This window comes from Streptosporangium sp. NPDC049078, assembly GCF_040648855.1.
Classification (GTDB): domain Bacteria; phylum Actinomycetota; class Actinomycetes; order Streptosporangiales; family Streptosporangiaceae; genus Streptosporangium.
On record NZ_JBEZEL010000003.1, the window covers coordinates 124,898 to 146,944 of the forward strand.

At 71.5% G+C, this 22,047-nt stretch carries 14 protein-coding genes; 13 read left to right on the plus strand and 1 reads right to left on the minus strand.

All coding sequences use genetic code 11. From position 1 onward, the window contains the following. Window positions 1–38: 38 nt before the first annotated feature. On the minus strand, window positions 39–2,159 hold the full coding sequence (locus AB0B90_RS05650; RefSeq protein ID WP_362920986.1) for an alpha-1,4-glucan--maltose-1-phosphate maltosyltransferase: 2,121 nt from the start codon (window positions 2,157–2,159) through the stop codon (window positions 39–41). 354 nt (window positions 2,160–2,513) lie between these two features. Here AB0B90_RS05650 and glgP point away from each other — a divergent pair, with 354 nt between their 5' ends. The 13 genes from glgP (at window position 2,514) to AB0B90_RS05715 (ending at window position 22,037) form a co-directional block, all read left to right on the plus strand. After that, window positions 2,514–5,096 (plus strand): alpha-glucan family phosphorylase, encoded by a 2,583-nt coding sequence (gene glgP, locus AB0B90_RS05655; RefSeq protein ID WP_350947568.1) that lies wholly within the window; start codon window positions 2,514–2,516, stop codon window positions 5,094–5,096. A gap of 709 nt (window positions 5,097–5,805) precedes the next feature. Continuing rightward, entirely contained in the window at window positions 5,806–7,926 is a 2,121-nt protein-coding gene (locus AB0B90_RS05660) for a glycogen debranching N-terminal domain-containing protein (RefSeq protein WP_350947569.1), read from the plus strand. A 57-nt stretch (window positions 7,927–7,983) separates the two neighbouring features. Beyond that, window positions 7,984–9,114: a glycosyltransferase family 4 protein gene (locus AB0B90_RS05665; protein ID WP_350947570.1), complete on the plus strand. Its 1,131-nt coding sequence runs from the start codon at window positions 7,984–7,986 to the stop codon at window positions 9,112–9,114. 65 nt (window positions 9,115–9,179) lie between these two features. After that, the gene (locus AB0B90_RS05670; protein ID WP_350947571.1) at window positions 9,180–9,950 is read left to right on the plus strand and encodes an enoyl-CoA hydratase-related protein; all 771 of its coding nucleotides are present in this window, start codon (window positions 9,180–9,182) and stop codon (window positions 9,948–9,950) included. Window positions 9,951–10,037: 87 nt separating this feature from the next. Further along, on the plus strand, window positions 10,038–10,445 hold the full coding sequence (locus AB0B90_RS05675; RefSeq protein ID WP_362920990.1) for a hypothetical protein: 408 nt from the start codon (window positions 10,038–10,040) through the stop codon (window positions 10,443–10,445). Next, window positions 10,442–11,668 carry a DUF6395 domain-containing protein gene (locus AB0B90_RS05680; RefSeq protein WP_350947573.1) on the plus strand — a complete coding sequence of 409 codons (1,227 nt, stop codon included), beginning with the start codon at window positions 10,442–10,444 and terminating at the stop codon, window positions 11,666–11,668. The genes AB0B90_RS05675 and AB0B90_RS05680 overlap by 4 nt, the downstream gene beginning before the upstream one ends. Further along, window positions 11,653–12,507: a M55 family metallopeptidase gene (locus AB0B90_RS05685; RefSeq protein WP_350947574.1), complete on the plus strand. Its 855-nt coding sequence runs from the start codon at window positions 11,653–11,655 to the stop codon at window positions 12,505–12,507. Before AB0B90_RS05680 ends, AB0B90_RS05685 begins: the two co-directional genes overlap by 16 nt. A 162-nt stretch (window positions 12,508–12,669) precedes the next feature. Next, window positions 12,670–14,334 carry an FAD-dependent oxidoreductase gene (locus tag AB0B90_RS05690; RefSeq protein WP_350947575.1) on the plus strand — a complete coding sequence of 555 codons (1,665 nt, stop codon included), beginning with the start codon at window positions 12,670–12,672 and terminating at the stop codon, window positions 14,332–14,334. Window positions 14,335–14,407: 73 nt separating this feature from the next. Beyond that, entirely contained in the window at window positions 14,408–14,968 is a 561-nt protein-coding gene (locus tag AB0B90_RS05695; protein ID WP_350947576.1) for a YbaK/EbsC family protein, read from the plus strand. Between the two features lie 131 nt (window positions 14,969–15,099). Further along, entirely contained in the window at window positions 15,100–17,493 is a 2,394-nt protein-coding gene (locus AB0B90_RS05700; protein ID WP_362920994.1) for a protein kinase, read from the plus strand. After that, entirely contained in the window at window positions 17,493–19,454 is a 1,962-nt protein-coding gene (locus AB0B90_RS05705) for a serine/threonine-protein kinase (RefSeq protein WP_362920997.1), read from the plus strand. Before AB0B90_RS05700 ends, AB0B90_RS05705 begins: the two co-directional genes overlap by 1 nt. 99 nt (window positions 19,455–19,553) lie before the next feature. Next, window positions 19,554–20,930: a serine/threonine-protein kinase gene (locus tag AB0B90_RS05710; protein WP_362920999.1), complete on the plus strand. Its 1,377-nt coding sequence runs from the start codon at window positions 19,554–19,556 to the stop codon at window positions 20,928–20,930. A gap of 327 nt (window positions 20,931–21,257) precedes the next feature. After that, window positions 21,258–22,037: an electron transfer flavoprotein subunit beta/FixA family protein gene (locus AB0B90_RS05715; protein WP_350947580.1), complete on the plus strand. Its 780-nt coding sequence runs from the start codon at window positions 21,258–21,260 to the stop codon at window positions 22,035–22,037. Window positions 22,038–22,047: the final 10 nt, after the last annotated feature.

Below are 22,047 nucleotides of genomic sequence, written 5' to 3' on the forward strand. Positions count from 1 at the left end.
CTCCCCGCTGTTCTGCCGGTACACGTGCACCCGCCGGCTCACCGCTGGCTCGCCGCCGCTGCACGCAGAGTGAAGACGTGCGCTGGGTGGATGTGGGGATCGAGACGCACGTAGTTGTCCTGCCGCCAGCGATACGACTCGCCCGACAGTTCGTCGTCCACGACGAACTCGGCTTGCCAGTCGAGACCGAGGGCGGGCATGTCCAGCGACACCGTCGCCTCGTGGGTGTTGTGCGGATCCAGGTTCACGACGACGAGGACAACGTCGCCCAGGCCGTGCCGTCGTGTGGCCGTGTCATAGGCGCCGGGCAACCGCTTGGAGAAGCAGATCACATCCGGGTGGTTGACGCTGTGAAAACGTAGATTACGCAGTTCCTGGAGCGCCGGGTGTGCTCTTCGGAACAAATTGAGTTGCGTGATGAACGGGGCCAGGCTACGGCCTTCCCGCTCAGCCTCAACCCAATTGCGGGGTTTGTACTGATATTTCTCACTATCTAGGTATTCTTCGCTACCCGGTCGAACCGGTACATTCTCCGCAAGTTCATATCCGGCGTACACGCCCCACGTCGGCATCGCCGTCGCCGCGAGCACCGCTCTGATATGAAATGCCGGGACTCCCCCGTGCTGAAGGTATTCGTGGAGAATGTCCGGAGTGTTAACGAACACGTTCGGCCGCATGTAGTGCGACGTCTCGTGGGAGAGCTCGCCCAGGTACGACTCGACGTCCGGGCGCGAGTTCTTCCACGTGTAGTACGTGTACGACTGGTGGAAGCCGACCTTGGCCAGCGTCCGCATCATCGCGGGGCGGGTGAACGCCTCCGCGAGGAACAACACGTCGGGATCGGTGGCGTGGATGTCGGCCAGCAGCTTCTCCCAGAAGGAGACCGGCTTGGTGTGCGGGTTGTCCACCCGGAAGATCCGCACCCCGTGGTCCATCCAGAGCCGTACGACCCGCCTGATCTCCTCGTAGATCCCCTTGGGGTCCTTGTCGAAGTTCAGCGGGTAGATGTCCTGATATTTCTTCGGCGGGTTCTCCGCGTACGCGATCGAGCCGTCGGCGCGGATGTTGAACCACTCCGGGTGCTCCTTGACCCACGGGTGGTCGGGCGCGCACTGCAGGGCGAGGTCGATCGCGATCTCCATGCCCAGCTCGCGGGTCTTGGCCACGAAGGCGTCGAAGTCCTCGAACGTGCCCAGGTCGGGGTGGATGGCGTCGTGGCCACCCTCCTCGGAGCCGATCGCCCAGGGCGAGCCGGGATCGTACGGCTCGGGGGTCAGGGTGTTGTTGCGCCCCTTGCGGAAACTGTGTCCGATCGGGTGGATCGGTGGCAGGTAGACGACGTCGAAGCCCATCTTCGCCACGGCGGGCAGCCGCTTGGCGGCGGTCTGGAAGGTCCCGGACTTGGGGGCGACGCCCTGCTCGATGATCGCGCCCTCGGAGCGCGGGAAGAACTCGTACCACGACCCGAACAGCGCCCTGCGGCGGTGCACCAGGACCGTGCGCGGAGCCGACCTCGTCACCAGGTCGCGCAGCGGGTGGGCGCGCAGCAGCGCCGCGGTCTCGGGAAGCTGGGCGACGGTGAACCGGGCGCGCGGGTCGATCTCGGTGTCGCGCAGTCTGGCCGCGACCGCCTGGAGCGCGGCCCGGTGCCCGCAGACGTGCTGCTGCGCCTCCTTGGCGCGCCTCGCCGTCCTCGCCGCGGGCTTCCTGCCGCTCACCGGCCCGCCGGTCGCAACCGTACCGGTCACGGGTTCGCAGTCGGCGGCACGCACCGCTCTCGCCGCGCGGTCGAAGAGCCGGGCGCCCTCCTCGCACATCAGGTCGGCGTCCAGGCCCCGAGGGATCTTGATGCCCGCGTCGTGCAACCAGGTGGCGAGGGGGGCGCCCCACGCCTCCACCCGGAAACGCCACTCACCCTCGGTGGGCAGCGTCACCTCCACGCCCCACCGGTCGGTGCCGGGGGCGAGCTCGCCCATCGGCAACAGGGGGCCGCGCACGCCGTCGGGGCCGGTGAACACGACCCCTGCCGCGACCGCGTCGTGTCCCTCCCGGAACACGGTCGCGGAGATCTCGAAGGTCTCACCCGCGGCGGCCTTGGCGGGGCGGCGCCCGCAGTCGACCGTGGGGTGGATGTCCTGAATTGGAATTCGTCCGATCATCGCGTCTCAAGGTAGCGGCGGCACGCCCGGTACCGCCGGGGAAGTCAGCAAGGAAGGATCTTCGTTTGTGCAAGCATCACGGGGCGGTCGGTCTCGTGGCAGGCCGAGACCCCGCCCTGCTGGGACGGCCGGTTTCCCGAGGGCAGTACATTCTGGCTCGTATCTCCGGTGCCCCAATAGTCCATCTTCATGCCTGCCGATGGATAGAGTGCGGGACCTCTTACTCTTCCGCGAGTTGTCCTAACAGTCGATCACCTCTCTTTGATGTGTTTGGGGTGGATTGATAGCGGTGAGGGGGAGACGCGTGAGTGTTGAGGTCGCCCTCGTGGCGCTGAGTAACTAGGGTCTGGCAGCGTGAGAGCAATCCGTAGGTTTACCGTCCGCACCGTCCTGCCGCCGGAGCTGGCCTCCCTCGGCGAGCTCGTCCTCAATCTGCGCTGGTCGTGGCACCCCGAGACATTGGATCTGTTCGGTGAGGTCGATCCGGCCATCTGGGGACGCGTCGGGTACGACCCCGTCGCCCTGCTGGGCGCGGTCGAGGCCGACAGGCTCCGTGAGCTCGCCGCCGACCGTCGCTTCCTGAGGCGGCTCGCCGACGCCGCCGACGATCTCCGCGAGTACATGACCGCACCCCGGTGGTACCAGACCATCTCCGAGGCCCCGAAGGCCATCGCCTATTTCTCTCCCGAGTACGGCATCGCCGCCGCCCTGCCGCAGTATTCGGGCGGGCTCGGCATCCTCGCCGGAGACCACCTCAAGGCCGCCAGCGACCTCGGCGTGCCCATCCTCGCCGTCGGCCTGCTGTACCGCCACGGCTACTTCACCCAGTCGCTCTCGCCCGAGGGCTGGCAGCTGGAGCACTACCCCTCCCTCGACCCCGGCGGCCTGCCGCTCACCCTCCTGCGGGAGGAGGACGGCAGCCCGGTACGCATCAAGATCAGCCTTCCCGAGCAGCGCACGCTGCACGCCCAGGTCTGGGTGCTCCAGGTCGGCAGGGTGCCGCTGCTGCTGCTCGACTCCGACGTGGCCGAGAACGACAACGCCGCCCGTGACGTCACCGACCGCCTGTACGGCGGCGGCGGCGACCACCGGCTGCTGCAGGAGCTGCTGCTCGGCGTCGGCGGCGTCCGCGCCATCCGCGCGTACTGCAGGGTCACCGGGCACGCCGAGCCCGAGGTGTTCCACACCAACGAGGGCCACGCGGGCTTCCTCGGCCTGGAGCGCATCCGCGAGCTCACCGAGGCGAGGCTCTCCTTCGACGAGGCGCTGGAGGCGGTGCGGGCCGGGACCGTCTTCACCACGCACACCCCCGTGCCCGCCGGGATCGACCGCTTCCCCGCCGAGATGATCGGACGCCAGTTCGGCGGCGACAACGCGTGGCCCACGGTCCCCGTCGACCGCATCCTCGCGCTGGGCGCCGAGGAGGAGCCGGGCAAGTTCAACATGGCCGCGATGGGCATGCGGCTGGCCCAGCGGGTCAACGGCGTCTCCGAGCTGCACGGCGCGGTGAGCCGGGAGATGTTCAAGAGCCTGTGGCCGGGCTTCGACATCGAAGAGGTCCCGATCGGGTCCATCACCAACGGCGTGCACGCACCCACCTGGGTCGGCCGGGAGATCATGGAGCTCGCCGGCAAGGAGCTGCCCACCCTGGTCGAACGGGCCCAGGGCTGGGAGAGCATCGCCAAGGTCTCCGACGGCGACGTCTGGGGCATCAGGGGACGGCTGCGCGAGAAGCTGGTCGTCGCGGCCCGCGCGCGGCTCCGCCAGTCGTGGATCAACCGGGGCGCCTCGCCGGCCGAGCTCGGCTGGATCGACGACGCCCTCGACCCCGAGGTGCTCACCATCGGCTTCGCCCGCCGGGTGCCCTCGTACAAGCGGCTCACCCTGATGCTGTCCGACCCCGACCGGCTCCGCGCGCTGCTGCTCGACCCCGCCAGGCCGGTGCAGATCGTGATCGCGGGCAAGGCGCACCCGGCCGACGAGGGCGGCAAGAAGCTCATCCAGCAGATCGTGAAGTTCGCCGACTCCGAGGACGTGCGGCACCGCATCGTCTTCCTGCCCGACTACGACATGGCCCTGGGCCAGCTGCTCGTGCAGGGCTGCGACGTGTGGATGAACAACCCGCTGCGCCCGCTGGAGGCGTGCGGCACCTCGGGGATGAAGGCCGCGCTCAACGGCGGGCTCAACCTGTCCATCCGCGACGGCTGGTGGGACGAGTGGTACGACGGCACCAACGGCTGGGCGATCCCCACCGCCGACGGCGTCGCCGACCCCGACCGCCGCGACGAGCTCGAGGCCGCCGCGCTGTACGACCTGATCGAGCACGAGGTCGCCGACCGCTTCTACGACCGGGCCGACGGGCTGCCCCGGCGCTGGCTGGAGATGGTGCGGCACACCCTGGCCTCGCTCGGCCCCAAGGTGCTCGCGGGACGGATGCTCCGCGACTACGTGGTCGACCTCTACGCCCCGGCCGCCAAGTCCGCCCGCGCCCTCTCCGGCGAGGGGTACGAGCAGGCGAAGGGCTTCGCGGCGTGGAAGCTCAGGGTCGGCAGGGCCTGGCCGGGCGTGCGGGTCGAGCACGTGGAGGCCACCGGTCTGGGCGACGGCACCCCGGAGCTCGGGACCTCCCTGGAGCTGAAGGCCACCATCGCGCTCGGCGAGCTGGAGCCGGGGGACATCCGGGTCCAGGCGGCCTACGGCAGGGTCGGAGACCACGACGACCTCGCGGATCCCTGCTATGCGGACCTCGCCGTCGAGACCGAGGGCGACGACGGCAGGGCCGTCTTCGCCGGGACCGTACCCCTCGACCGCACCGGACCCTTCGGCTACACCGTCCGGGTCGTTCCCGACCACCCGCTGGTGGCCTCGAACTCGGAGCTCGGCCTGGTCGCGGTGCCGGAGGAGCCTGTCGGCATGACCAACGGCACCCTGCGCTGACCGCGTGATCACCCGGCGCGCGCGCCGGGTGACGGGACCTCCGTGGTCCTCCCCGTTCTCGGGGAGGACCACGGAGGTCTTTCGCGTTCCGGCCCGTTGAGCGTTCTGTCCGTTGAGCGCTCCGGCCGCTGAACGGTCCGGTGGTGGACGGTCCGGCGGTGAGCGTTCTGTCCGGTGAGCGTTCGGCCCGCAGGACGGCCTGGCCCGGCGAGTGTGCGAGCCGCCGAACGTTTCGGTCCGGTGAACGGTGGTGTATGAGTCGCGCATGAATCCGGGGTGAATCACGCTTGAACGGTCGTACCCGACACGGATGGCCGAGAAGTGCTCTCGTTCGGCCGCCGCGCGTGGTGAGGTGGGTATGTTTGGCCACTCGACCTGGCGCCCAGCAGAGGTTCCCGGCGCCGTGACCCCGGAGCGCGTCTGATCGTACGGCGGCCCGGCGGCGCGTGGCCCGCGGAGGTCGGTGCCGCGGGCCACGCGGAGGGAACCGCGGCGGGGAGCCGCGCGGAGAGGGCCGGAGGGGGCCGGAGGGGGCCGGAAGAGGTGCGGCAGGGCCGGCCCGTCGGCTCTCGGTGCCACCGTTACGATGATTCGGGCAAAACTCCTCTTAAAGTGCAAAATACGGCCATATGCGGCTTTTGTGGAGTTCTTTCTTGTTTGTGCTGGGGATGGGTAGATAGCCGACATCTAGCGCACTCGGGGGAGAGCAGTGGACGCATGGACGTTGAAGGGCCAGCCGGGCGCACTGGGTGACGCCGCGGTCACGCTGGTCGAGGGCGGCTCCTTCTGCGTGTGCGCCCGCAACGGCGACATCCTCCCCGGCGGGGCGCAGGGCGTCTACTACGCGGACACCCGGATCCTGTCGCGCTGGGAGCTGAGGGTGGACGAGCTGCCCGTGGAGGAGCTCAGGGTGCTGCCCGCCGAGCCGTACCACGCGATGTTCCTCGGCAGGGCCGCCCCCCGCCCCGGGCGGGCCGAGAGCAGTCTGCTCGTGATGAGGGACCGCTACGTCGGGGGCGGCCTGCGCGAGGACCTCACCCTGCGCAACCTGTCCGGGGAGCCCGCCGGATGCGTCGTCGACATCCACGTCGCCTCCGACGTGGCGGATCTGTTCGAGGTGAAGGCCGGCCGGATCCGGCACGTGACCGACGTGGAGGTGACGGCCGACAGGACGGGACTGCTGATCGTCTCCTCCTGCCGCTCGCGCGGCACCAGGGTGGTGGCCGAGCCGAAGCCGTTCGCCATGCCGGGCGTGCTCGTCTTCCGCGTCGTCGTGCCCGCGCGGGGTGAGTGGACCGCGAGCCTGCAGGTCAATCCGATCCTGGAGGGCGAGGAGTCGCCCGCCTGGTTCTCCACCCACCACCCGCTCGAACACGCGGAGCCCGCCAGGCGCCGCGCCGACTGGGAGCGCGCCAGCCCGATCGTCGTCACCTCCGACCGCATCCTCGCCCAGGTGCTGGAACGCTCCAAGGCGGATCTCGGTGCGCTGCGGCTCTTCGACGCCGGCATGCCCGACGAGCCGCCGACGATCGCCGCGGGCGCGCCGTGGTTCATGACCCTGTTCGGTCGCGACTCGCTGCTGACGTCGTGGATGGCCCTTCCGATGGACCCGTGCCTGGCGCTGGGCACCCTGAGGCGCCTGGCCAGGCTGCAGGGCACCGTCGACGACCCGCTGACCGAGGAGGAGCCGGGCAAGATCCTGCACGAGCTCCGTTTCGGCACGCGGACCGGTGCCTCACCGCACGCGGGCCGCGCCTACTACGGGTCGGTGGACTCGACCCCGCTGTTCGTGATGGTCATGGGCGAGCTGCGCCGATGGGGTGTGTACGGGGAGGCCATCGAGGAACTCACCCCGAACGTCGACGCGGCCCTGGACTGGATCCGCAGATCCGCCGACCCGTTCCTGTCCTACCGGCGCAAGACCGACCACGGGCTGATCAACCAGGGATGGAAGGACTCCTTCGACGGCGTCAACTTCGCCGACGGCACCCTGGCCAACCCGCCCATAGCGCTGGCGGAGGTCCAGGGCTACGTCTACGCCGCCTACGTCGCCCGTGCCCACTGCGCCCACGCGGTGGGCGACAGCATCCTGGAGGAGCAGTGGAGGGCCCGCGCGGAACGCATCAGGGACGCCTTCAACGAGCGCTTCTGGCTGCCGGACCGGGGCTACTACGCCATCGGCCTCGACGGCGCCGGGCGCGCCATCGACAGTCTCGCCTCCAACATGGGCCACTGCCTGTGGACCGGCATCGTCGACGAGGGCCGGGCACCCTATGTCGCCGAGAGGCTGCTCTCGCCGGAGATGTTCACCGGGTACGGGGTGCGGACCCTCGCCACCACCATGGGCGCCTACAACCCGATGAGCTACCACAACGGCTCGGTCTGGCCACACGACAACGCCCTGATCGCGGCGGGACTGATGCGCTACGGCTTCACGGTCGAGGCCCAGCGCGTCGCCCTCAGCCTGCTGGACGCGGCCGAGGTCTTCGGCTGGCGGCTGCCCGAACTGTTCTGCGGATTCGACCGGGCCGAGTTCGGCCGGCCGGTGCCCTATCCCACCTCCTGCTCCCCGCAGGCGTGGGCCGCGGCGAGCCCCATCCAGCTGGTCAGGAGCCTGCTGCGCTTCGAGCCGTGGATCCCCTACAGGCGGGTGTGGCTGGATCCCGTCGGGCTGGAGGGCCTGCGGATCCAGGGGCTGCCGCTCGCGGGCTCCAGGGTCACGATCGAGGTCGGCCCCGACGGCGCCACCATGGCGGGGCTGCCGGAGGGGATCACCCTGATCGACGAGCCGTGCGGCCCGCTCACCGCCACCGCGGGGCGGGTCCGCTGATCGCTTCTCCAGCCTCCTCCCGGTTCCAACTTCCGTGTCTCTTCAGGTGAGGTGACCGTGGTTTCTTCGAGAATCGTTCCCGGATGGTCAGACGGCCTGCGCGTCCTGATGGTCGCGCCGCCCTGGTACGACGTACCGCCCCGGGGCTACGGGGGCATCGAGTCGATGGTGGCCGTTCTCGTCGCCGGGCTGACCCGGCGCGGGCACGACATCACGCTGGTCGGTGCGGGCAGAGCGGGGACCCGTGCGCGCTTCCTGAGCACCTACGGGCGTGCGCCCTCCGAGCGGATCGGCGAGCCGCTGCCGGAGATGCTGCACGCGGCGAGGGCGTACGCGATGACCTCGGGGCTCGTCGTGGACGTGATCCACGACCACAGCCTCGCCGGGCCGCTGACCGCGCCGGCGCGCGGCGTCCCGACATTGATCACCTGCCACGGGGAGATGGAGGGCGAGTTCGGCGAGTACTACCGGGCGCTCGGCACCACCGTGTCGATGGTCGCCGTCTCCGAGGCACAGCGGCGCATCGCCCCCGACCTGAACTGGGCGGGGGTGGTCCACAACGCGGTCGATGTCACGGCCTTCCCCTTCAGGGAGCGCAAGGAGGACTGGGTGCTGTGGCTGGGCCGGTTCAACGAGGACAAGGGCGCCCATCTGGCGATCGACGCCGCCCGCGCGGCGGGGCGGCGCATCCTGCTCGCGGGCAAGCTCACCGAGAAGGTCGAGTGCGACTACTTCGACGAGTACGTCAAACCCAGGCTCGGCCCCGACGCCGAGTACGTCGGAGAGGCCGACACCGCGCGCAAACACGAGCTGCTCGCGGCGGCGAGGTGCCTGCTCTTCCCGATCGTCTGGGAGGAGCCGTTCGGCATGGTCATGATCGAGGCGATGGCCTGCGGCACCCCCGTGGTCGCCCTCTGCAGGGGGGCCGTGCCCGAGGTGGTCGTGGACGGCGTCACGGGGTTCATCAGGAGCGATCCCTCCGAGCTTCCCGCCGCGATCGAGGCGGCGGACACGCTCGACCCGCGTGCCTGCCGCGTCCGGGTGGAGCGCTTCTTCGGCGTGGAGGCGATGGCCCGCGCGTACGAGGCGATCTACCGCAGGACGATCGCCGGGCTGCCGGGACGGGCGGCGAAGAAACCGGGCAGGAGCGCGGGGGAGAGCAGGGACCTGGCCATGCCCGTCAACTGAGAGGCGCCCTATGGTGGATCGCGGTACGGGGACCGAAGGGGATCCCGGCAGGCGGAAGGACGTCCATGGGTGAGTTCGTGCGGGTTGAGACGGCCGACGGGGTCGCGACGATCAGGCTCGACCGGCCGAAGATGAACGCGCTCAACCGGCAGGTCCAGTTGGAGATCGCCGAGTGTGCCCGGCAGGTGGACGCCGCCGACGACGTGTACGCCGTGGTCGTCTACGGGGGGAAGGTCTTCGCGGCCGGCGCCGACATCAAGGAGATGGCCGGCATGTCGTACGCCGACATGGCGGTCCACTCGCGGCTCCTGCAGGACTGCTTCACCGCCGTCGCGAGGATCGGCAAGCCCGTCGTCGCGGCGGTGACCGGCTACGCGCTCGGCGGCGGCTGCGAGCTCGCCCTGTGCGCGGACGTCAGGATCGCCGGGGAGTCGGCCAAGCTGGGCCAGCCCGAGATCCTGCTCGGCATCATCCCCGGCGCCGGAGGCACCCAGCGGCTGCCCCGGCTGGTCGGCCCGGCCAGGGCGAAGGACCTCATCTTCACCGGGCGCCACGTGTCCGCGGCCGAGGCGCTGGGCATCGGCCTGGTGGACCGGGTCGTCCCCGACGACGACGTGTACACCGAGGCGCTCGCCTACGCCGCCCGGTTCGTGGGAGGCCCCGCCCTCGCGCTGCGCGCCGCCAAGCAGGCCGTGGACCGCGGCCTGGAGACCGACCTCGACACCGGTCTGGAGATCGAGCGCCTGCAGTTCTCCGGCCTGTTCGCCACCGACGACGCCGGGATCGGCATGCGCGCCTTCTCCGAGAGGTCCACGGCGACGTTCACCGGCCGCTGACCTGTCCGGTGAGGTCGGCCGGGCTTGATGGGATCGGTCCTAGCTGATCAAGAATTGCCGGTATCGTGCCGGATTATGGTGCGGTTGGTGAAGCGTGCGCTGGTGCCCGCTCCGCTGCGGCGGGCGGTTCTCGGCTGGTTCGACTCTCGGTACATCTCCAGGGCCGACCACAGGCAGGACGTGAAGGACGCGCTCTGGGAGGTGCAGACGCTGGCCAGGGAGGTCACCGCGCTGCGCGCGGAGGTCGTCGAGCTGCGGACGCGGGTGGCCGGGGTCAAACTCGACCCGGTGCGGGCCGGGCGCTGGGACGACGCCCACCGGCTCGCCCAGGAGACCGCGGTCGCGCTGGACGGTGTGCTCAGGAACGAGGTGCTGCTCTGGCAGGCCGTGGACCGCGCCACCGGGACCTCCGGGACCGCAGGGGCACCGGGAGGCACGGGAGGCACTGAAGGCGCGAAAGGCGCGGCGAGCGTCGGGAGGGGGAGCGGCGCGTGAGAGTGGCCTGGACGGCCGACGGCGGCACCTGGCACCTGGTGTTCCGGCTGGACCCCGAGGACGACGTCACCGGCCACTGCGCCGACGGCCAGGCACTGAAACTGGCCACGAACACCTTCAGGGCCGAGCTGCCGCACCCGCCGCGTGACATCCACCCCGACCTGCTCGCCCTCGCCGCGTGGACCGTGATCGCGCCGTGGACCCGGCGCCGCGTCACCTTCGACCGGCCGATCTCGCCGGAACTCGCCGGGGCGATCGGCGAGGGCTGGGGGGTCGAGGCCGGTCCCACCGGGACTGCCGGGACGCGATCCGGCGGCAGGCTCGCGATCTCCTACAGCGGCGGGGCCGACTCGGTCGCGGTGGCCGCGATGCTGCCCGACGCGCCGTTCGTGCACTTCCAGCGGGTCTCCCACCCGCGCGTGCCCAACCGGTGGACCCACTACCGCTCCGACGTGCTGGCCTCGCTGGCGGAGAAGACCGGCCGCGAACTCACCGTCGTCCGCTCCGACCTGGAGTTCACCCTCGCCGAGCCACGTCCCGGCTACCCCGAGCACCACGCGGTCGCCGTGGGCGCGCTGCTGATGGCCGACGAGCTCGACCTGGGCGGCCTCGCCTTCGGCTACGAGCTGGGATCGCGCTGGCTGGGGGGCGCCCGCTACGTGCACCGGTACACGCCCGACAACCTGATGTGGGCCCCGCACGGCGCCTGGGGCCGGGCGTTCGCCGCAGCCGGGCTGCACCTCGTACTCCCGGTGGGCGGGGTGAGCGAGGCCGTCACGATGCGGCTCGCCCTCGGCTCCGACCTGCGCGAACAGCTCCGCTGGTGCCTGCGCGGGGTGGGCGGCCCCTGCGGGACCTGCGGCAAGTGCCTGTACAAGGAGCTCATCCAGGCCGCCGTCGAGCGCCGTCCGCTCCGCACCACGATCACCGCGGGCCGCCCGGTCGCCCGCAAGTGGCAGCAACCGCCCCCGTACGGCGGGCAGGAGATGATCGAGTACGGCTGCGCCAGGGTGCCCGGCATCGAGGATACGGTCTTCGCCGCGGCGGCGCGGCACCTGCGCGCGACCGAGTCCTCCACCGCCTGGCTGGACCGTTGCTACCCGCCCGCGGTCGCGGAGATTCCCGAACCGTGGCGCAAGCAGGTTCACGACTTCGTGGACGGGGAGATCGGTTTCATGAGCGAGGACGAGGCGCGCCGCGTCGAGACGTGGGGGATGCCGTGAAGGTCTACGTCTCGGTCGACATGGAAGGCGTCACCGGGCTGACCGACCCCGAGGAGATGCACGCCGGGGGCCGGGGCTACGAGCGCGGCTGCGAGCTGATGACCGGCGACGCGAACGCGGTCGTCGCGGGGGCGTTCGACGCCGGCGCCACCGCCGTGCGCGTCAACGACGCCCACGGCTCGACGAAGAACCTCAGGATCGACCTGCTCGACGAGCGGGCGACCCTCCTGCGCGGTCCCGGCAAGCCGCTGCGGATGGGACAGGGGCTCGACGCGAGCCACCGGGCGGCCTGCTTCGTCGGCTACCACGCGCGGGCCGGCGTCCAGCACGGGGTGCTCAACCACACCTGGATGGGCAGGGAGATCCACAACGTCTACCTCAACGGCGAGGTCTGCGGGGAGACCCGTCTCGTCGCCTCCTTCGCGGGGACGCTCGGCGTGCCGGTGGTCCTGGTGACCGGCGACGAGGCCGTCTGCGAGGAGGCGAGGGAGCTGCTCGGCGACGTGGAGACCGTCGCGGTCAAGAAGGGCGTCGACAGGTTCGCCGCCGAACTCCTGCCGCCCGCCGTCGCCCAGGCCCGGATCCGCGAGGCGACGGCCCGCGCGCTCGACCGGGTGGCCGACTTCCGCCTGTGCGCCCCCGAGCCGCCGTTCGTCCTCGGTGTCGAGTGGAACTCCACCGCGATCGCCGCCGGATGCGCGATCATCCCCGGTGTGACGGCGGCGGGCCCCCGGCACACGGAGTTCACCACCGACGACTTCTCGCAGATCATGGCCCTGCTGGGGATCTTCGCGATGATCGGCGGCCAGGTGGCCTGCGGCAGCGGCGCGTACGGGTGACCCTTCCGATGACCGCTCGCTGTCCTTTTCGCCCTTCTTTCGGCGCCCAGTCGCCATCGATCGGGATAACCTGCGACGCGCGATTCCCCTCGTCCTGACGACCCCCTTCGCCCTGGCGACCCCCTTCGACCCGACGGTGCCCGATGTGCTGTGACAACCCCCATGAGTGACGAGACGGGTCCCGAGCGGCCCGACACCTCCTCCGCGGTGCCCGTCGCCGCGAAGGCCGCGCCCTCCGCGAAGGCCGAGCCGCCCGCCGGAGCGGGCCTGACGCGCAGGGCGCTGCTGGTCGGGGTGGGCGCCGCAGGGGGCGCCGGGGCGATGTTCGCGGCGATGGGCGCGCTCGGTCTCGCACCGGAGTCCCAGAACAGGGACTTCACGCCCCCGCAGCGCTCCGACTTCTCCCTCACCGGCAGGGCGGCGGCCAAGGTGGTCGTCCTCGGCGCGGGCGTCGCCGGGCTGACCTGCGCCTACGAGCTGGGCAAGGCCGGGTACGACTGCACGGTCCTGGAGGCGTCCGGCCGGGTGGGCGGCAGGACCCTCACGCTGCGCGCGGGCGACCGGCTGGACGAGCTGGGCGGCGAGACGCAGACCGCGGCGTTCGAGGAGGGCATCTACTTCAACGCGGGGGCCGCGCGGATCGCGCCCTGGATGGTCACCATGGACTACTGCCGCGAACTGGGCGTACCCGTTGAGATCTTCGTCAACAACAACGCCTCCGCGTACGTCTACACCCAGGGCATGACCGCCCCGGCCAGGGCGCGCGCGGCCCGCGCCGACCTGTACGGCTACGTCGCCGAGCTGCTCGCCAAGGCGAGCAACGCGGGCGCGCTGAACCGGCGGCTCACCAAGGACGACCGCGAGCGGCTGGAGGAGTTCCTGCGGCGCTTCGGCGACCTCGGCCCCGACCTCGCCTACCAGCGGGACTCCAGGCGGCGCGGGTTCGAGACCTACCCGGGGGTGAGCGAGGGCGTGCCCGTGGACGCGGCCGCCTCCCTGCGCGAGGTGCTCGCCGCGGGCACCGGCAGATACGTCACCATGGACTTCGGCTACGACCAGGTGATGCCCATGTTCCAGCCGGTGGGCGGCATGGACGCCATCGTCGTCGCGCTCGCCGACGCGGTCGGCCGCGACCGGATCAGGACCGGCACCCGGGTGACCGGGATCAAGAACCTGTCCGACGGGGTGGAGATCACCCACCGGAGCGGCACCGAGGACGGCGTCGTCCGCGCCGACTACTGCGTCGCGACCCTGCCGCCCCACCTGCTCGCGCGCCTGCCGCACAATCTCGGCACCCCGATCACCGCCGCCCTCCGCACCCCCGTACCCGTCTCCGCGGGCAAGATCGGGCTGGAGTACGGGAGGCGCTGGTGGGAGATCGACGACCACATCTACGGCGGTGCCACCGAGACGGACCTGGACATCACTCACATCTGGTACCCCTCCCACGGCTACCACTCCCGCGGCGGCCTGGTGGTCGGCTACTACAACAGGGACGAGAACGCCGACGTGTACACCGGCCTCTCCCACCGCGAGCGCCGCAACCGCGCGCTCACCCAGGGCAAGAAGATCCACGGGGAGAAGTACCGCGCGGAGCTGCGCTCCAGCATCTCGATCTCCTGGGGGCGCCAGCCGCACATCGAGGGCGGCTGGGCGAGCTGGCCCTCCTACGAGGGCGCGTTCGCCCTGCTGCAGCGCCCCGCGGGCCGGGTCCACTTCGCCGGAGACTGGCTCACCCACCTCACCGCCTGGCAGGCCGGTGCGATGGAGTCCGCGAGGAGAGCCGTCACCGATCTGCACCACCGGGTACTCCAGACGACATCCTGAGTGTCACCGCACGGCCGTAAAGTCTTCGGTGCGAGAGAATTTCCAAGGGAATTCCTAGGGAGACGAGACGGCGATGACGATCGGGACGTTGGACTGGACGAGTGCCGCCGAGCGGCCTGACCTGCTGGCCGAGCCGGTGGCGCGGGCCGTCGGGGAGCTTGACGGGTTCGGCGGCGGGGCCGGCGGAGTCGGTGGGCTCGCCGGGATAACCGTCGCCGAGATCGACCCGGAGCTCGCCGACACGGCGGCCTTCTGCGAGCGCTACGGGGTGGGCATGGACGAGTCGGCCAACTGCGTGATCGTGGCGGCCAGGCGCGCGGGGGAGACCCGCTACGCGGCGTGCATGGTGCTCGCCACCATGAGGGCCGACGTGAACGGGGTGATCCGGCGCCACCTGGACGCGCGGAAGATCTCGTTCGCGCCGATGGACGACGCGGTCACGCTGACCGGAATGGAGTACGGCGGGATCACCCCGCTCGGGCTGCCCGAAGACTGGCCGGTGCTCGTCGACGAGGCGGTGGCGGCCCACCCGGGGGTCGTGATCGGCAGCGGTGTCCGCCGCTCCAAGCTCGCCGTTTCCGGCTCCCTGCTGGCGGGGTTGAAGACGGCACGGGTTCTTCACCTGGCGAACTGACGCGAAAATGAGATTAAGTGGGAGAGGAAATCGGGAAACCGTCGAGGTTCTGTGAACGTTATTCAATCGGGAAATGTGGCCCGATGGTTCATCTCGTGGGCGGGATCTAAGCCGATATGGTGCTTCATGCCATGAATCAGGACGACCGATTGGGTCCCTACCGGCTGCTGAGGCGGCTGGGCGAGGGCGGTATGGGCGTGGTCCACCTGGCCGTCGACCCGCAGGGCCGGCAGGTGGCGGTGAAGGTCCTCCGTGCGGAGGTGGCGGGCGACGACGTCGCGCGTCGCCGTCTTTCGCGCGAGGTCGAGACGATGCGGCGGGTGCGCAGCGAATACATCGCGGAGGTCCTCGACGCCGACGTGACCGGCCATCGCCCGTACATCGTGACGCGATACGTCGCGGGCAGTCCGCTGGACGAGGTGATCAAGCAGGACGGCCCCATGGAGCTGCCCGCGCTGCTGCGGGTCGCGCACGGCGTGGCGTCGGCGCTGGCCGCCGTCCACTCGGTCGGGGTGATCCACCGCGACCTGAAGCCCGGCAACATCCTCATCCTGGACGGCGAGCCGGTTCTCATCGACTTCGGCATCGCGCAGGCGGTCGACGCCACCCGGCTCACCCAGACCGGCATGTTCATCGGCACCCCCGGCTATCTCGCCCCCGAGATCATCGAGGGGCACGAGGCCGGGCCGGAGGTCGACGTGCACGCCTGGGCGGGGACCCTGGTCTTCGCCGCCACCGGCCAGCCGCCCTTCGGCAAGGGCACGCTGGAGATGATCTTCTACAACATCACCGCGGGCAAGGCGAACGTCGACGCCGTCCCGCAGACGCTCCAGCCGGTCCTGCGGGCCGCCCTCCAGCGCGACCCGGCGAGGCGGCCGTCGGCCGCCGAGCTGGCGGAGCGGGTGGGACGCCTGCTGCCCGCCTCCGGCAGGCCCCGGGTGCCCGACGAGATCACCACGGTCGCCGAGTTCGACGACTCCGCCCCCGGCTCCCGTACGCCCGGCACGCCCGGCACCCCGGGCACCTCCGGCCGTCCCGGAGCCTCCGGCGTCCCCGGCACGTACGGTGTCCCCGGTGTCCCCGGTGTCCCCGGCGCGCGGTCCGGCCAGAGTGGCCTGCCGGGGCAGGGTGATCACGGTCGTCAGGCGGCCCGGCAGGGGCAGGGCTCCACGGGATCCGGGTCCCCGGTCCCGCACGTTCCCGGCCGTCAGGGCGCCGCCGTCGAGCCCGGCGACGTGCCGACCCCGGTGGCGTCACGTCCCGCGGTCCCGCAGCCCACCTCCTGGCCTCCCACCCCCGTGGCCCAGCCCCACGAGTACGTCTCGATGCTCGGCGCCGAGCAGCCCGACCCGTGGCCCACCCGCCGGGTGACGTCCGAGGAGCTGCGCCAGGCCGCGGCGGCCCAGCAGGCCGCGCACGACCTGCCCACCGGCATGCTCGCCCCCGAGGACGTCCCTACCCGCACCCCGGGCGTCGTCCCCGGAGCGATGCCCGGCCCGCCCACTCCCGCCGCCCACGACCAGGGCGCCACCGCGCCGGTCTCCGACGGCGACATCCCCACCCAGCGGGTCCGCCCCCAGGATCTGCAGGAATACATCCGCCAGTACACCAACCAGCCGGGACAGCCGGGACAGCCGGGACAGCCGGGACAGCAGGGTCAGCAGGCGCAGGCGGGTCAGCACGGTCAGCAGAGCCGGTCGCCGCTGCCGGGCGGCCGGCCCGCGCCGCCCTACCCGCAGCGGCAGGCACCGCCCGACCAGCAGCAGACCCCGCAGGTCCGCACCCCCACGCCGCCGCCCTACCCCTATCCGCACCCCCAGGCGCAGCACCAGCAGCAGGCCCACCAGTACGCACAGCACCACCAGCAGCCCCAGCAGCCCGTTCCGCCGGCGCTCCACCCCGGCCAGCGTCCGGGTCACGCGTTGCAGCGCTCCAAGGCGTACGGGGTGGCGGGTGTGCTGATGCTGGTCGTGATGACGGCCGCGGCGGTCATCGCCCCGGTGATCGTCGCCGCGCTGGTGATCCCGGCGGCGATCCTGCTGCGCGCCGCCGACATCGCCCAGCCGGCGTTCAACGCCAGAAGAAACGCGGGCGAGGCCGCGGCCGACGTCCTGCGGGTGCTCGGCCAGCCGGTCGCGCTCCTGAAGTCGATCGGCATCACCGTCGCCCTGGTGCCGTACGCGCTCATCCTCGGCCTGCCGGTGACGCTCCTGCTCGCCGTGCTGGTCAGGGACATGCCGGAGACCAACGCGCTGAGCTGGGGCGTGGCCGTCGCGCTCTGGACCGTCTGCGCCGGACCCGGTGTCGAAGGCCCCAGCCGCCAGATGAGACGTACGCTGGCATCACTGCTGCCGTCGCGCGGCGCGGCCATCGTCGCCGCCGCGGGACTGGCCGCGGTGGCGGCGCTGATGGTCTTCCTGGCGATCGGCACCGTGGGAGACGCAGCGCGATCGGCGGTGTGGACGCCGGTCGACGTCGGAACGGTGGTGGACGAACTGGTAGACCTACGAAGGAAGGCGGCGTGATGACCGGCGACACGCGGGCGCCCGAGCGGCTGGGTCCGTACCGCCTGCTCAGGAAGATCGGCGAGGGCGGCATGGGCGTCGTCCACCTCGGGCTCGACGAGGACGGGCGCGAGGTGGCCGTCAAGGTCCTGCACCCGCACGTGGCCGCCGACCTCAAGGCGCGCGACCGGCTCACCCGCGAGGTGGAGACCATGCGGCGGGTGCGCAGCCCGCACGTCGCCGAGGTGCTCGACGCCGAACTGACGGCGAGGCAGCCCTACATCGTGACCAGGTTCGCCCCCGGCCGCACGCTGGAGGAGACCGTCCTGGAGGACGGCCCGCTCCCCGCGGACCAGCTCATCCGGCTGGCGCAGGGCATGTGCGCGGCGCTGGTGGCCATCCACGCCGCCGACGTCATCCACCGCGACTTCAAGCCGTCCAACGTGATGATCGTCAACGGTGACCCGCTCGTCATCGACTTCGGTATCGCGCACCTGGTCAACGCGACCCGGCTCACCCAGACCGGCATGTTCGTCGGCACCCCCGGCTATCTCGCCCCGGAGATCATCCGCGACTCCGAGATCACCCAGGCGGCCGACGTGCACGCGCTGGCCTCGACGGTCTTCTTCGGCGCGACCGGCAAGCCGCCGTTCGGCACGGGCAGCTTCGAGGTCGTCTGCTTCAACATCATGGAGGGCAGGGCCAACGTCGACCTGGCCCCCGCGTGGCTGCGGGGCTGGCTCAGGCGGGCCCTCGCCGTCGACCCCACCGCGAGGCCGTCCGCGCCGGAGCTGCACAGGATGGCCCGCGCCCTCGACCCGAGGGTGACGGCCTTCCACGAGACGCCGCCCACCGCCGTCCTCGACGGCGGCACGAAGGTGCTCAACACCGACGGCACCAGGGTCCTGGACGGTGTCCCGCCACCGCCCCCGCCCCCGCAGGGCACCCGGGTGCTGCCGCAGGACGACGGTTACGCCGACCTGCTCCCGCCGGTCGAGTACGCCAAGCCGGAGCGGCGCGAGCGCAGGCCCAGACAGGAGCCCGGGCAGCAGCGAGGCCAGGGATCCGCTGCGACGGCACCGCCCCCTTACGTCCCGGCTTCCAAACCGCCGCCCTACGTCCCCGCGCCGCCCTCGGCGCAGGCGAGGGCCGCGGCCCCGCCGCCCTTCCCCGACCAGCGGGTGGCCGGATATCCGGCGCCGCCGCCCACCGGTCAGGCTCGGCCCTACCCGCCACCGGTCCAGGCGCGGCGTGAGGCGCCGACCCAGGACCGGCCCGCGCCCCGCACCCCTCCGCAGGAGCGCTACCGCGCGGGCCATCCGCTCGCCGCGGCGCTGCTGCTCACGATCCTGGTGGCACTCGCCTGCATGCTGCCCGTGGTGGTGAGCGTGTTCGCGCTGGCCGCCGCGCTCTGCCTGCGGGTGGGCGAGCATCTCTTCGGCGAGCTGGCGGAGCGCCGCTCCATCCGGGGCAGCAGCGCGAGTGACCCGCTGCTCGCGGTGCTCGGCACCCCGTGGGCGTTGATCAGGTCCGCGTTCGGGACGCTCACCAGCGCGGTGCTGTCCGCGATGTTCGGCATGTGCGTGTGGGGCTTCCTCGTCTACGCCGGAGACATGAACAAGAACTTCGCGGCCGCCTACGCCGCGGGCGCCTTCGTGGCGGGGCTGTTCGTCCTGCCCGGTGGCGGCAAGCCGCGCAAGGCCGTCGCCCGCGCGCTGAGCGGGGTCATCCGCAGCCCCGGCGCGGGCATGGTGACCACGATCGTGCTGGGCACGCTGGCGTTCTTCGCGGTCATGACGGCGTGGAGCGTGGTCCCCTCCTTCTCGCCGTGGCAGCCCCCCACCGAGGTGGTCGAAGACCTCACGGCCCAGTGGCGGCAGACGGCGAACGAGGGCACGATGGGCGTGCTCGACCTCGTCGGGGGTCTCTTCGACGACCTGATGACCAGCCTCGGTCTCGGCTTCCTCACCTTCTGGAGATAGCGGCACGTCGGGGCCGTCGGCGGGTTTTTCCGGCCGGTGAACCGGTGCGCGATCGTCTTCTCTGCTGCACGATGGAGGTGACCGGCCGGAAGGAGTCGCATGGTCGCGACCGACGGTGAACGTCTTGGCCCCTACCGCCTGTTGTCGCGACTGGGCGCCGGAGGTTTCGGCGAGGTCCATTTGGCGCTGGATCCCCGGGGACGCACGGTGGCGGTCAAGATCCTGCACCCCCACGTCGCGGCGGACGAGACGGCCCTGACCAGGCTGGCCCGCGAGGTGGAGACCATGCGGCTGGTCCAGGGGCCTCGGGTCGCCGAGGTCCTGGACGCCTCCCTGGAGGGGACCCGCCCCTATCTGGTCACCCGTTATGTGCAGGGCCGGCCGCTCAGCGCGGTGGTCGCCGCCGACGGCCCCGTCGCCGGCGACGATCTCGTACGCCTGGCGCGCGGCCTGGCCGAGGCCCTTGCCACCGTGCACGCCGCCGGGGTGGTGCACCGCGACCTCAAGCCCGCCAACGTGATCCTGACCGACGGCGAACCGGTCGTGATCGACTTCGGCATCGCCTCCGCGCTCGACTCGCCCTCGGTCACCGCCTCGGGGGCCGTGCTCGGCACCCCCGGCTATCTGGCGCCCGAGGTGCTTGAGGGCGCCGAGGCCGGCCCCGAGGCCGACGTCTTCGCCCTCGGGGCGACGCTGGCGTACGCGGCCACCGGGCGGCACCCCTACGGCACGGGGCCGGCGTCGGCGGTCGGCTACCGGGTCGTCCACCACTCTCCCGACCTCGACGGCGTTCCCGGATGGCTGGAGCCGACGCTCGGCAGGTGCCTGCTGCGCGTTCCCGCCGACCGGCCGTCCGCGGACACGATCCTGGAGTGGCTGGACGGTACGCCGGTCGTCCGACCGGCCGGACCCCGCCACGAGGTCGCGGGGAAGAGCGCCCGGGGCAGGGGCGTGCGGCGGCGGAGGGTCGGGTTCCGTGACCCTTCACCGTTCGTGGAGGCGGACCTTTCTGACGCCGGGGCCCGGCACCGGGACGTCTCGGTGCCGGAGAGCAGACGACCGGCCGACACCGGGATGCAGGATCTCAGCACCCGGGAGTGGCGGCCGGGGGAGCCGCGCCGGGCGGCGGGCAGGCCCTCGCCGGAGGAGGCCTTCGCGCGCCGCAGGGTCGTCCTGCACCGTCGCTGGGTCGTCGGCACCGGCCTGTTCGTCTCCCTGCTGGCCGCGACCGCGAGGGAACCGCTGCCGGAGGTGGCGCTGCTGCTGCTCACCGGGTACGGCTCGGTGATGCTCGTCGACGCGGGCATCGCGCTGTTCGCCCGCCGCGACCGTGGGCGCATGATCCTCGACCTGGCGGCGGGGGCCGGGGCCGTCGCGCTGGGAGCGGTTTTGAGCACGTTCTTCAGTACGCTCACCCTGGCGCTGGTGCTGGGCACCGTCGTCTTCGTCCTGGCCGGGATCCTGGTGGCGAGCTGAGCGGGCGAGGGCCGTCCCGCTGTGTGGAACCCGCCCGCGAGCACCGGAACATAGCTCGGTATGGTAGGGGCGTGTTCCTCGGGGAAGGTTACGGCTGCCCGATGTGAGCCGTGCAACCTGGTGGTTTGCACCTAAGCTACTCGTGGGTAACATAATTGAGGGAGGCCGGGGCGGGCACGTACCGACCGGGCAACCCACTGCCACGCCGCCCGAGAGCATTTGGCAGTCTTGGCAGCGCGTGCACGTACCCCGCGTGCACGTACCGCATTCGGCGTCAACCGCAGCGACGCGGTGGCGTACGCGAACACGGGAGGTCGGCCACCGGCCATGAACATCGTCGTCTGCGTGAAGCAGGTCCCCGACACGGCGACCGAGCGCAAGCTGAGGTCCGATGACAATACGCTCGACCGCGACGCCGCCGACGGCGTCATCAACGAGCTGTGCGAATACGCGGTCGAGGAGGCACTGCGCCTGAAGGAGGCCCACGGCGGTGAGGTGACCGTCCTCACCATGGGCCCCGCCAAGGCGAGCGACACCATCCGCAAGGCTCTGGCCATGGGCGCCGACAAGGCCGTCCACCTGGTGGACGACGCGCTGCACGGCTCGGACGCCCTGGGCACCTCACACGCCCTGGCACAGACCCTCAAGAAGATCGGTTTCGATCTGGTCGTGCTCGGCTCGGAGTCGACGGACGCCCGCACAGGCGTCCTCGCCGCGATGCTGGCCGAGCGCCTCGGCGTGCCGCAGCTCACCTTCGCCAACCAGGTGCAGGTCGACAAGGGCGCCATCTCCATCCAGCGCGTCACCGACTACGGCTATGACAAGGTCGAGGCCTCGCTGCCCGCCGTCGTCTCCGTCGTGGAGAAGATCAACGAGCCGCGCTACCCGTCCTTCAAGGGCATCATGGCCGCGAAGAAGAAGCCGGTCGAGAAGCTCGGCGTCGCCGACGCCGAGATCGACGCCTCCCAGGTGGGCCTGGCCAACTCCTGGAGCGAGGTCGCCGAGTTCGCGGTCGCCCCGCCCCGCGCGGCGGGCACGGTCGTCAAGGACGAGGGCGACGGCGGCGTGAAGGCCGCCGACTTCCTCGCGTCGAAGAAGTTCGTCTGAGAACGGGGGT